At 38.0% G+C, this 13,855-nt stretch carries 6 protein-coding genes; all 6 read right to left on the bottom strand.

The genetic code is table 11. From position 1 onward, the window contains the following. Positions 1-39: 39 nt before the first annotated feature. Positions 40-2,829: a glycosyl hydrolase gene (locus ACESQI_RS06735; protein WP_373125597.1), complete on the bottom strand. Its 2,790-nt coding sequence runs from the start codon at positions 2,827-2,829 to the stop codon at positions 40-42. 95 nt (positions 2,830-2,924) lie between these two features. Then, positions 2,925-4,256, bottom strand: coding sequence for a DUF5013 domain-containing protein (locus ACESQI_RS06740; RefSeq protein ID WP_025867719.1), 1,332 nt, complete (start codon positions 4,254-4,256; stop codon positions 2,925-2,927). A gap of 29 nt (positions 4,257-4,285) precedes the next feature. Continuing rightward, positions 4,286-6,025 (bottom strand): RagB/SusD family nutrient uptake outer membrane protein, encoded by a 1,740-nt coding sequence (locus ACESQI_RS06745; RefSeq protein WP_025867718.1) that lies wholly within the window; start codon positions 6,023-6,025, stop codon positions 4,286-4,288. Positions 6,026-6,040: 15 nt separating this feature from the next. After that, positions 6,041-8,851, bottom strand: coding sequence for a TonB-dependent receptor (locus tag ACESQI_RS06750; RefSeq protein ID WP_234130349.1), 2,811 nt, complete (start codon positions 8,849-8,851; stop codon positions 6,041-6,043). A 44-nt stretch (positions 8,852-8,895) separates the two neighbouring features. Next, positions 8,896-10,632 carry a RagB/SusD family nutrient uptake outer membrane protein gene (locus ACESQI_RS06755; RefSeq protein WP_002561990.1) on the bottom strand — a complete coding sequence of 579 codons (1,737 nt, stop codon included), beginning with the start codon at positions 10,630-10,632 and terminating at the stop codon, positions 8,896-8,898. A gap of 12 nt (positions 10,633-10,644) precedes the next feature. After that, positions 10,645-13,851 (bottom strand): TonB-dependent receptor, encoded by a 3,207-nt coding sequence (locus tag ACESQI_RS06760; protein WP_320908339.1) that lies wholly within the window; start codon positions 13,849-13,851, stop codon positions 10,645-10,647. Positions 13,852-13,855: the final 4 nt, after the last annotated feature.

Raw genomic sequence — 13,855 nt, forward strand, 5'->3', positions numbered from 1 at the left:
ATGTGAACTATACGAATGATTATAACTTTATACTTGCCACTATTTGATACAAGAAAGCGGCCTTAATATAACTTTACCCGAGATTCCTGACGGCCGGGGAGACCAGTTTCCTGCGTCAAATTTCCCATCCTTTCCAACGTTCATTCGTCCTTTTGAATCGATGTTCGCATTATAAAAAATCTTCCATTCCAATCCTCTTTTATCCATATAAGAAATACGATTTGCCATAAGGTTGGATACTTTAATTTTCAGTTCATCATTTCCTTTCAATACAGAAGCTGGTATCTCTATTGTATATGGAGCATTAAAAAGAGTTCCCAGATATTTATTATTCACGTATATCGCAGCACTCTCATACAGATGCTCTATATGAAGTAACCAAGCATCTGCTTTTCCCGGTAATGCTGGTATACGAGTTGTATATTCAGCTGTCCCAGAAAAAGCTGCGTAGTCTTCTCCATATTCTGTCCATGACTCCAATTCTGTAACATTTCTCGCTTCCGGTAGTACAGGACCACCTTTCACAAAAGAAATCGTCCAATTATTATTCAAAATAACCTCTTCGCCTATCGGTGTATAATAAGGATACAAATCACCCGTATACTTTTGACTGAATGTTTCAACTACCATCGATTCATTGGGTTTCAAACTAAGCCATAGTTCTGTCTGCCCACTCTTCTCACGCGTCCGCGCATAACCGTCTTTTCCAGTCATTGGATTATATAATGCACACGATTTATAATCCGCATTCAAAGTTATCCAATCTGAAAATTCTTTATCTTTAGGATTCAAAATAAAATAATAGAAATTCCCGTCTTCTTTTAGTCGCCTGACACACTGTAATCCCTGTTTACAAATACTTTCGGAAATAATCCCCGATTCACTCATCAAATCCGAGATGGTCCCTGAGGTTATAAATTTGCCTTTTCCATATTGAGCAATACACACTTTCCCCTTTTCTACAAATCTAAGTCTATCTTTCAAAGAGAACAATTTATTTCTGTCGTGTTCTAAATCAATCAACCCCGGAACATCGGAAGGAAGCGTACCATAAAAAGCAACGGTAGCACCGGCCTTCACCAACTCCATCAATCGTTCAAATGTCTTTAAAGGCATATGTTTTATTTTAGGAACCACAATCATCTTATATGTATTCCCTCCGGCAGAAACACCATCTTTCCCGACTTTTACCTCTTGTAATAGTTGGTCAGACACAGCATCCCATGAATATCCGTTTAGCCAGAGATAACGTCCGCATTCATCCATTGTTACCGTTTTAAAAGAATGGAAGTAATGAAACATTTCTTTTCCGGGAGTAGACCAAAGGTCAGAAATTCCATAATAAAGCAATAAATCGTTAGATGGTTTTCCTGCCTGCAAAAAGCTTTGTGAACAGGCAACATAGTTATTGAGTGCTCCGAAATCATCCCAAAAACTATTGGATGGAGTAAAATGTACCGCTGCATAATACAGCCATCCCGGCCAAGAAGCATTTTGAGGAGAATAAGCCGTACCATGATAAAAAATATGATTTACACCTCCCAATAAAAATTTATCATTGGCAATCTTGACATCAGCCAATTTGGTTTGAAAATGTTCATTTAACAAAGTTGCTGATTCTGCTGACGTTAGCTTCTTTCCCATCAAATGAGCAGCCGAAGAAGCACTTTTTATATCCGTAATCGTACTCCCTTCTGTTTCCGGAATATCGCTGGCCGCATACAAATCCAGAGCATTAGCCGGAGAACCGTGTGCCTGGTTCCGAATACCTTTTCCTTGATGTTCAGCCCACAACTGCCATTTTCGAGTGAATCGTTCTAATAACAAATCAGAGATAACCATACGATAATCGTGTAAAACCCTACTATTAGTATCATCATCTGCCAAGCCTAAAAGAGCCGGAAGATATTGTTTTAAATCATATCCACAAACTCGTTTAAACTCTTTCAGAAAATCCGGAGTCCAATTTGCACATCCAACTGCATCATCCACTTCATAAGAGTCATTAAAATAACATCTTAAATAACTCAAATCATATCCGGCAAATGCTTCGTCGAACTTTTTCAAATATTCACTGATTGCATGCTCCGAAAAATGATCGATTACATTCCCTTCACCACCAGGGCTCGCACGTTCCACCATTTTACCATGATTGCCTTGAAACAAAGCACAAATCAACCAATCTCCCTTAGGAGCAGTCCAGTCTAAAAAACCGTTTTTCACCCTATCCGTAAGATCTATAGTTTCTGTAAACCCAACTTGCCCTGCCTGCTTCTTATTAGCTGTGACAGTAATCAACGGCAAACTTTTTTTATACCAAATCTGTGCATAACAATTCTCTTGCAAATTCCGGTTCGCAGTGACAGGTTCTTTCACATCGTCAATATTCACTTTCGAACCGTTTTGAGTATAAACCAGCGGTTGACGGACATATTCTATTCTCTCAGCCAGTCTCTCCCCCTCTTGTAATTCAAACGTTTTTGACAACATACTTTTACAGGCCATATCCTCATCGACCCAAGGCCCACCAAACGGCCATCCGGATGTATTCGCCATATCTACCCCCATGCCAAGGCGTTTAGCCTCAGCAAGGGTGTACACTAATTTATCCATCCATTCTGGAGATAGAAAATCAATAAATTTACTTTCTTCCCCCCTGACTCCATATACAGGAGTAATTTCAACCCCTCCTATTCCTGCTTTCCGATACGATTCCAAGGCAGCTGTAATATCTTTCTCAGTCAAGACATTCCCAAACCACCACCAACGAGTCCATGGTCTCATCTCCTGCGTAATTTCCGGCCATTTTACAGCTCCGGTTTCTTGCATTTTCGAACTATTAGAAAGAGAACAAGAAGTAAAAAATACTACAACAGTATATAATAAAAAATATTTTCTTAACATAATATCCATCATTTACTTAATTATTTAGCTAAAGAAACTGATTTTATTTTGACACGTCCTCCCTCATCATTAGATACAACAAAACCGATTGTCACAGGTCCGCTTGCCAATACTTCAAATTCCATACCCTGTTTTGTTATCTCTATTGTTTCATCCCAATGAAGATAAGCAATAACATTAGGATTACTTTCCACATCGTCAATATCAGGAAGTTCCACTCCCTTAGCTACTACAAAATAACAATTATTTTTTCCAACAAAACTAAACGGAACAAAAGCAGCATAATAAGCCCCTTCCGGTAAATCCGTGGTTTGATAAATTTTAGCATTTTCCAATGCACCCGTCGTTGCTTTATTTGCATAAAAATCCATCACTCCACCATTATCTCCCTGATAACCGCCTACATATATCTTTTTAGACGAATTATAAGTCGACAATACATTTTCAGTACAGGTCCAATCTTTCAGGCAGTCAACACGTCCGGAAACCAATCCTGCTTTCTGGAAAGGATTTCCACCATTTTTAATGTAGATATCCGTAATATCTTCCCAAATATGAACCACTTTTTCTTTTGTAACCAGATTTCCACGCGTACCCTTCGAAGTCAGTTTTACATTATAAATTCCAACCCCGGGAAACACATGCTTCTGAGGCTCTTTCTCGTTAACCGTTGACGACCCGTCATCAAAATCCCATTCATAATCCAGGCAGAAAACAGATTTATTGGAGAAAGAGACCTCAAATGGTTTCTTTTCGTCCATTTCGAAAGTGAAGTCCGGTTGAGGCTCTATAAACCCCGCTGTAATGTCGACAACAATAAGACTCATTTTTTCATTGATCTCTGCGTTCGAATTTAGTATCCTTATGCCTAATACATATCTTTTATCCAGATTATCCAATAAAAAAGGAATATCCACAGTTAAATTCAATTGTCCCAAATCTTCTCCCTTTGCAATATGTATTTCCGTATCCAACCGATATTTATCTGCAGGCAGAATTTCGGGAATAGTACCATCTTCACCCACTAATTCCTCCGAATCGATAAGAGCAGGTATCGTATCATTATCAATACCCAATTCAACACTCACATCATTATTACTCCATACCGATGACCGGTATATACCCAAAGGTATCAAAACCTTATTATTCTCCACATCGATTTTATAACGAAACGGAGCATTTTCTGTTTCTACAATCTGATCAACCTTATAAATAATACTTTCATAAGTCCCCGCTATGTATACTTTATCAACCGGATATTCAGATCCTGCATCATAAATATCTTTATATTCACATGCATGTAACAAGATAACCAGCAACAATGACAATGCTCTATATATCATCTTTTTCATATACTTTATATTTTTATTCGTTAAGAAATTTACCATAATGGATTTTGCGGCCAACCAGCAGCCATTACTTGCTCATTCAAAATGACCGATCCCGGTATAGGATAGAAATACATTTTAGGTGAAAAGACTCTCTTTTCAACATTGATTTTTTTATAAGTAAATGTTTCATTTTCATTCTTACGTATCTCAACACCTGTCAAATCAGCATTAAGCACATCCGTCGCAATCATCCATCTCCGGGCGTCCCATAAACGATGATCCTCAAAAGCTAATTCAATCCGTCTCTCATTTCTTATTCTTTTACGTAACACATCCTGATCCGTATCTCCAATCGGAATCATCTTAACATCAGAACGGCCTCTTGTTTTATTCACATAAGTCAGAATATCCGGATGTCCGGGATTACTCTCATTCAAAGCCTCAGCATAGTTCAAGTAAATCTCGGAAATACGAAAGATCACCCAGGGATGATTACTTGTACCATTCACCATCAAATCGATATTAGAATCTACAAACTTTCTCAAATAATATCCGGTCATTGTCCCGTTCTTAATCCTTTTGTGTGCCCCTCCCTCAAATGTTTCTATAGTTGTATTTTTAAATGAAGAGCCATTGGTATATATCGACAAGGCCAAACGGGGATCACGATTACTATAGGGAGAGAGTGCATGTTCCGGATTATTCCAATCAAACTTACTGCCATCAATCATTTCATAATCATCCACCAAATTCTGTGAAGGAGTAACTCGTCCTTCCCCATTAGGAAATCCGGCCGGAAAATTCAATTTTTCAAACGTATTGGTATTTCCGCTTATACGTCGTACCAATATCAATTCTGGGCTTTGAGTTACTTTTCCCAAATCCGAATAACGTTCCATTAGTCCATAACCGGCTTCGGCAGACAAATCAATTACTGCTTTAGCTGCTGCGGCGGCCTCCGCCCATCTGCCCCTACGGTCTTTCTGTTCTAAGGTCACCAGTTCGGGATGTGAATATCCTTGTGCCCATGAATCCGTATTCCACAAATCACTGGCCGCATATAGCAATAACCGACTTTTTAAAGCCAAAGCAGCCCCTCTTGTCACTCTTCCTAAATTATCATTATTATAAGTTATTGGTAAAGCATCTTCATCACCATTTTCGCCTTCTCCACCCAAAATAGAACATTCATTAACTATAAAATCAACGCATTCTTGCAACGTATTTCGATGAATATTTTTAAAATCTGCATCCAACGGTAAAGCTGTTTTCATAATCGGAATGCCGCCATAACGTTTTACCAATTCAAAATGATAATAAGCTCTTAAAAAACGGGCTTCTTTTTTCCAATTGGCAATATCCTTCAATCGCGTTTTATAAATCTCTTGTGCGTTTTCACTCGGATCAAATTTATATGCGTCCAGATTCACTTCAAACTTTTCCGAAGATTCCAAATAGGTATTTATACGACGTATATAAGAATAATAATGTGCCCACAAATCATCCGGATTAACATACTGATTCCAAGAACCGGAATTAAAGACTTGCGCATTACCCTGCAAGGTATATTCGGCCTCATCACTTAACGAAGCCATCATCGCATTATCAATCAAATAATGTCCGTCACGCATACCTGCATACAGATGAGTAACCTGTTTCTGCAAATTGCCATATTCCACGGCAATCGCCTCTTCATTCATAGTGGTCGAATATTCTCTGTCCAGATCAGAACATGCTCCAAACAAGAACAACATAAAAATAAGATTATATTTATTTATCGTACTTCTCATTTTTTCTCGTATTTATCAAAACTGAATATTTGCTCCTAAACTCACCGTTCTTACTGCAGGATAACCTCCAATCCTTTCTGAATCATATCCGTCAACATTATCCACAGCAAAAAGATTGGTTCCATTCACAAAAACCCTTAAATCGGCTTTTGTTGCGGGAATAATATTTTTAAAAGTATATCCGACTTCTACATCTCTCAATTTCAAAAAATTACCATTACGCATCCAAAAAGTAGATGTTCTATAATTATTTTGTTCATTAGTAAGAGAAAGCCGGGGATAGGTTGCGGTATGTGCTGTCTCGTCCGAAGTCCACCGGTTCAATGCAAATTCCGAAACAGAACCATTGTTTTGAAAAGCCTTGTAATAACTAGCATCCAAATACACATTCCTATTCAACGCTGCATGGAAAAATGCCGAGAAATCTATGTTCCTATATGAAAATCCGAGATTCATCCCAAGCGTTATTTCCGGAATATTCGTATAACCGAAAGGAGCACTGTCATTATTATCGATAACCCCATCTCCATTCCAATCTTTATACTTCAAATCTCCAGGAACAACCTCTTTCCATGTTGGTTTTGCAACGTCCGGATTATCAATATCCCCTTGTGTGTAATACCCCAATGATTCCAAATAAAAAGGTTGGTTGATACGATGCCCCGTCTTATACAAATGTCCATTATTCTCGGCCCTAATATCTTCAGACATATATAATATCTCATTCTTGGCCATCCACATATCTGTCTTTATATAATATTCAAAATCTTTACCGATACGGTCATGATAAGTAATAGATGCTTCAAAACCGGTATTTTTAGTTTTTCCAATATTCAGATACGGTAATTCTGCTCCCATATAAGAAGGAATACTCCGATTCGGTAAACATAAGATACTCGACCTACGATTGTGAAAATAATCGAACGAAAGATCCAATTTTCCTCCTAAATTCGCCTCAAATCCTATATTCATCTTTTTATCTTTCTCCCATGAAATATCCGGATTAGCCAATCTAAGCTGTCTGAAACCGGAAAAATTACTATTACTAATTCCAAAATTATACCCGTCTGCTCCTCCATATTCCTGATCATACATAAAGCGTCTGTCACCATTAATCTTATCATTTCCGGTCAAACCATATGATGCCCTGAGTTTCAAAAGTCTTATCAAATTATTTTCTTTCAAAAAATCTTCCTCTGAAATAACCCAAGCGATAGACCCTGCCGGGAAAAATCCGGCGCGATTTCCATTTTTAAACGTTTCAGCAGCTTGTAATCCCATAGAAAACTCACCTATATATTTTCGGGCATATGCATAAGTCATACGTGCTCCCATACCGACATGTATAAAAGGTTGTTGTTGTCCGTATGTCTCATTCTCATACGAATATAAAAGTAAAGCATCTATATCGTTTCTGCCAAAAGAACCTTTATAATTCAATGATCCCTCTACCGTCGTATTCCTCCATTGATCGGACATTGAATCATCAATCGTTAACTGTTCTTTTTTACCAAAAGGTTCAGAATACAAATATTTTCCTTCAACATCTTTACCCGTTAACGCATAATACTCATAATTAGCATATCTATTAGAATATCCCAAATAATAACTATTAAAAGATATAGCACCGGAAACACTAAGTCCGGGAAGCAGCATATCCAAATTCTCCGTCAACCTTAAAGCAGAATTAATATTTCTCGAATTTTGTTTCCAATAACCACGTTCTGTAATATTAGCCAACGGATTAGACCAATTACTGCTTCCCCCCCATGAATTATTAGGATTCATTACAGGAAATGAATTAGGGGGAAGCTGTTGTATACGGCTAAAAAGATCATTCGTATTCTTACCGGCACCTGTCCCTCCCGGAGTTATTTTGTCTTCGATAGCAATTCCCAATGTAATATGAGCAGATAAGTTTTTTGTAATATTCACATCCATATTAGAACGGATATTGTATCGATTATAATGCTGGTTCTTGGTTTTATCAGACATATCAGCCGTACGTCTGAGTAATCCGGAATTTCCCAAATAATTTAATAACACAAAATATTTTACAATATTATTTCCTCCTTGAAAATTCAAACCGACTTTATACATCTCGGCTGTTTTCCGTAAGGTCTCGTCGTACCAATCCACATTCGGATACAGATACTTATCCGTACCATTTTTATAAGCATTCAAAGCATCCTCATCATAAAACTGAGCACCATTATTCGCATAACCATAAGCCTCATTGTAAAGACGTGCATAATCATACGAATCTAAAAAATTCGGCATCCGGGTTGGCTGTTGGAATCCAATCTGTGCAGTAAAATTTATTTTTAACGGAGAATTTAAACCTCTCTTAGTATTTATCAGTAAAACCCCATTAGCCCCTCTCAATCCATAAATTGCCGTTGCGGACGCGTCTTTCAATAAAGTTACTGATTCTATTTCCTCCGGCATCAGTTGAGACAAAAGTGTTCTCAGATATCCATCTCCATCAATATATTGGGTTACAAAGCCATCAATAACAATCAAAGGTTCAGTCAATCCCTGAAAAGTACCAAGTCCTCGTATAAACAATTTATTATCAATAACTCCAGCCTCATCCGAACCTTGACTAATCGTTAGTCCCGGTAAACGGCCGGCCAACGAATTAAGCAAATTAGGAGTAAAAGATTTCGAAAGCTCATTTCCACGGACAGAAGAAATAGCACTGCTCGTTTTATATCTTTCCTGTACATCGTATCCAATGGAAGTTTCGGCACATATACTGTCATTTACAGCAAAAGTGGAAACAGATATGGAAAGAAAAGCAAAACACATTATATATTTAAACATCGAATTCATAATATCTATTTAAAAGTTCAAGAAATATAACCATATCAATATCCCGGATTTTGAATTAGATAACCTTTATCCATTTCACCGGTAGAAAACGGATGCCTATACATCTTACGGTTGAAAGTCCTCACTTCAAAAACATAAGGTTCATATCGACATTCTTTCGTACCATCTATCTTATAGATTTTAATTCCGTACATATCGCCTTTCATAATCCCTTCCTGTTCACATATTTCCCAACGTCTGACATCAAACAAACGATGTCCTTCCATACACAACTCTATAGCTCTTTCATTCCGCACTTTTTCTCTGAATTCTTCCTGAGTCAGATTCCGAGATAAAGAAGGCATACCCGCCCGCTTACGAATTTCGTCTACAGCATCATAAGCCTCTGTAGGCGGAGTATCATAATATTCATTCAAAGCTTCTGCGTAACTTAAATAGAATTCTGCCAATCTGAAAATACATCCTTTAGGTTCAACCTGCACATTATCTCTCCGGCTAACTGAAAGTGGTACCGGTTTATGCATATATTGCCCTGTAATACATTTATCATTGCCAGTCTGAGACATGTCCATAGAAAGATTATCCGTAGAATTCCAAGGTTGACCATGATAAGTTGCCGTCTGTCTGAAACGAGGATCCAATTCTTCATATTTTTGCATCAGATCATCTCCTCCATTCATATTCCATGTCTGCTGAGTTCCATCTTTCTTCTCATATTTCATAACAAAATTAAATGTCATACAAAGTCCTCCACCCGAACCTCCGACAACACTCGGTATTTGTCCATTCCATGGAAAGTGTCCTGTACCGACTTTTCCTCTACACTGATCAGCAAGAATTACCTCTTCATTATCCGGATTATCCCATACGTATAAATAGGATATATCCTTACCGCTTTCATCCTTCCTTCCTTTTACAAGAGCCACACCTGTCTTGGTAGCCTCATCAAGAACATCTTTAGCAGCATCTGCTGCCGCTTTCCAGCGCTCTTTATCATAATTTCCTAAAACTATCAGATCATTATTTGCACCAAAATTCAGATAAGGTTTATCTGTATTAAAAGTGGGACTCGCAGCATAGAGTAAAGTCCTGGCTTTCAAACACATTGCAGCCAAATTAGTGAGTCTCCCTCTTTCGGAAGTATTTAACTCATTTGGTTTCGGTAAAAGTCTTATAGCTTCTTTGCAATCATCCAAAATAAATTGAACGACCTCTTGAACCGTATTCCGTGGAATTTTAAGATCCCCTCCTAAAGCAACACGTTCACGAAGAATCGGGACACCTCCATATTTACGAAACAGCTCAAAATAATTAAGTGCTCGGATACAATACCCTTCTCCTTTGACACGACGTTTGAAAGCATCATCTTGAAAAGGAGCATCATCTATGCGTTCCAATATCGTATTAGCTCTTCGTATAGCTTTCCAGTGAGTCGCAAACCTAAGATCCCCTGTATTACTAGGATTCATTCCTCCAGCGTTCCACGGAGCTTGACACCAGTACCACCCCTGGGTTATCTCGGCTTCATCTGTTGCAGCTCCCGAACCGATATCACTCATATCATGTTGGTTCCAGTATGGAAAATCACTTTTTACTCCCATAAAATAAGTTCCGGCAACGAAATAATCGATTTGTATCGGTGACGAAAAAATCGTATCTTCAGTAACATCCACTCCGGGAGGTTTCTCCAAATATCCATCACATGATAAACATATTGCATTCAAGAATATACTTAAAAACAGAACAGCGGTTTTTATATATTTTTTTTCCATTTTTATTGTGTATTAGAAATTAATGTTAAGTCCCATATTAACCGTTCTTACTATAGGATACGGTTCATAATTATTATCGTTATAAGAAGGAACTTCCGGATCTTCACCTTTCCACAACCCGCTCCAAGTAAGCAGATTCGTTCCATTCACATATATACGCGCCGACTCAATATGTACTTTTTTCAATATCGAATTGGTAAATGTATATCCCAATTCCACATTTTTCAAACGCAGATATTTTGAATCACGTATCCATAAAGTCGAATTCTGATAATTATGTTCCTGTGACCTGTTAGCCGAAACATGTGGAAATGTTATATTCTCGCCTCTTTCATATTTTTCTTGAGTCCAACTCCAATCTTTCAAGAAATCCAAGGCCGATCCATCTTGTTGCCAGCCTTGATAGAATTTCTTTGAAGCCTTTTTCGATGAGTTTGCCGCTCCTTGAAATAAAACGGAAAAATCAAAGTTCTTATAACTTCCTCCCAATGAAAATCCGTATGAGATCTCAGGGAAAGGGCTATAGCCAATAGGAACCATATCATTATTATTAATGATACCATCCCCATTCACATCCTTATATTTGACATCACCCGGTTGCAACTTATTGTTATTCCAGATAGATACCGGACGATTCGGATCATTTACCTCCTCCCAAGTATTATAAAATCCTTCAGCAATAAGTCCGAAATACTGTTCAAACGGTTTCCCTGTCCGCTGCATATACGGATAAGCCCTGTCAACCTCATCCATTTTCAATATCTCATTACGGGCAAAAGTAAACAGCCCTTTTATCCAATAATTAAAATCACCGATACGGTCATTATAAGATATTTCACCGTCAAAACCATAATTCTTCATTTTACCCAAATTATAAGCAGGTAAATCAGCTCCGACAATGACAGGTACACTACCTCTATTCGCCAGGATATTATCTCTCAATTCTCTAAAATAATCTCCCGTAAATTTAATTCTCCCTTCCCAAAAATAAAGGTCTACTCCGATATTCATTTTCTTCGCACGTTCCCATGTTAAATCAGGATTCCCTAATTTTCCTTCCGATGCTGTCAGATCCCATTTTTTATAATCGAGACCGATTGTTCCAAAATGATAAGCATTATTGCTTGCCGTAGCATTCGAATTATTATCCGAACTGTTATAAGTGTAAGCAGTAGGCAAATAGAGGAAGCGTTGGCCTCCAATCTTATCATTTCCAACCTCACCATAGGAACCTCTGATTTTAACATAAGTCACAATCTTATTTTCCGGGAAGAAACTTTCTTCGCTCAATACCCATCCTAAAGAATATGCAGGAAAGAACCCGAACCGATGTCCTTTTGCAAAATTCTCAGTACCATTATACCCGGCATTAAATTCAGCAAGATACCTGTTTTTATAAGAATAAGTAATACGACCTACCAAACCGGTATAAGCACTCGGAATCTTATATAATAAATTGGGATTATTATCTTTTGTTTGATTATACAACATCAAAGCACTTACCTTATGATCACCAAATTCTCCCGAATAATTCACTCCGGTTTCAAAATAAGTCCTTCCTCTTTGACTAAGAGATTCAGTAAGCCCATAAGGCGACGGAGTCCCTTGAGGAAGGAAACTCGGTGAACCGTCCGGTTTTTTCACAGCTTTATAAGTTTGAACCTCTTTGTAATAGCGGGTACTGTGCCAATTCCATTGTTGATATGAAATCATAGCGTGAACACTCAGACCTTTAAGTAAAAAACCAAGATCGTAAGTTGGTTTCACCGAAACATTCAACTGATTGGAATAGTTCTTTAATGCCCCGCTATTGATCATTATTCGCGTTACAGGATTTCTGGAATAATTATACCGACCATCCAAGTTTTCAATCACTTTACCATCCACTACTCCCGGCCCCGATGTAGGCGGATGTGCAAAAGCATACGAAAGAACAACTCCGGTATCCTCATTAGGGCGATTGACAAATTCCAGCTGATCAGATACATTCAGCGTTACATCGAGTCGTTTTGTTACCTTAAAATCAAAATTCGTACGAAAATTATATCTTTTATAACGTACTTGCGCATCATAATCAGGTACCAAATCTGTATTATTATACATACCACCTTGTGTAAAAACACCTAATGAAGCAAAATACTTCACTCTTTCCGTACCTCCTCTTAAGTTAATATTATGCTGAGTTTGAAGACTTGTTTCTTTAAACAGCATATCCACCCAATTCGTATTCGGATAAAATACAGGATCGGAATTATCTTTAAACTTCCGAATCTCCTCATCCGTAAATACCGGATCGTAGTTTCCAGTCAAATAACCATCATATTTCCGTGTTTCATTTAGTTGAACAGCCCAATTATATGCATCCATCGGCTCGCGTAAATTCGTAAATGAATTTATGGCATAACTGGTCGATACACTCAATTTAGGTTTCTCTACCATTCCTCGTTTGGTGGTTATCAGTATCACTCCATTAGCACCGCGTACCCCATATACCGCCGTAGCCGAAGCATCCTTCAAAATAGCGACATTTTCAATTTCATTCGGATCGATATTATTATAGTTTGCCACTTCTATTCCATCCACCATCACCAAAGGATTCTGTAAATCACTATCATAGGAACCTGCAAAAGAACCAATCCCCCGGATTCGGATAATAGATTGGTCATTACCTGGCTCACCCGATTTCTGAACAGCTGTCAAACCAGGTAAACGCCCGACAAGAGCATTACTGATATTAGCCTGAGACGACTGTACCAATGCCTTCGTATTCACAGAAGATATTGCTCCCGTAACAGTCTCTTTCTTCTGTACTCCATAACCTACTACTACGACCTCTTCTACCATATGGACATCTTCAGTCATAGTAATAAAAATATCACCCAAGGTTTTTACTTTATAAATTACCGTACTATAACCTAAATATGAAAATTCAAGAGTAGCACCTACCGAAGCCTGAACAGAGAATTTTCCTTCTACATCCGTAATCGTTCCCAATGTTGTACCTTGAACCAATACAGTAGCTCCGATAAGAGGCTCTCCCTTTGAGTCTACTACTGTACCTTTCAATGTCTTTACGTTTGCAAAAGTAGTCTCAATCGTATTCCCAGCCCATACAGATGTCATTGAGACGAGCAGAAATACCAAACATAGATATAGGAATCTCTGTTGAAAGAATCCTAAATTCCAACATTTAATACCGTTTTTCGTGTGTTTTTCCATTTTA

The organism is Bacteroides sp. HPS0048, assembly GCF_964240755.1.
Classification (GTDB): domain Bacteria; phylum Bacteroidota; class Bacteroidia; order Bacteroidales; family Bacteroidaceae; genus Bacteroides; species Bacteroides nordii.

Coding starts and splice junctions, on each gene's coding strand:
- ACESQI_RS06735 (WP_373125597.1), bottom strand. CDS start 2,829: ATGCAAGAAACCGGAGCTGTAAAATGGCCGGAAATTACGCAGGAGATG.
- ACESQI_RS06755 (WP_002561990.1), bottom strand. CDS start 10,632: ATGGAAAAAAAATATATAAAAACCGCTGTTCTGTTTTTAAGTATATTC.
- ACESQI_RS06740 (WP_025867719.1), bottom strand. CDS start 4,256: ATGAAAAAGATGATATATAGAGCATTGTCATTGTTGCTGGTTATCTTG.
- ACESQI_RS06750 (WP_234130349.1), bottom strand. CDS start 8,851: ATGTTTAAATATATAATGTGTTTTGCTTTTCTTTCCATATCTGTTTCC.
- ACESQI_RS06745 (WP_025867718.1), bottom strand. CDS start 6,025: ATGAGAAGTACGATAAATAAATATAATCTTATTTTTATGTTGTTCTTG.
- ACESQI_RS06760 (WP_320908339.1), bottom strand. CDS start 13,851: ATGGAAAAACACACGAAAAACGGTATTAAATGTTGGAATTTAGGATTC.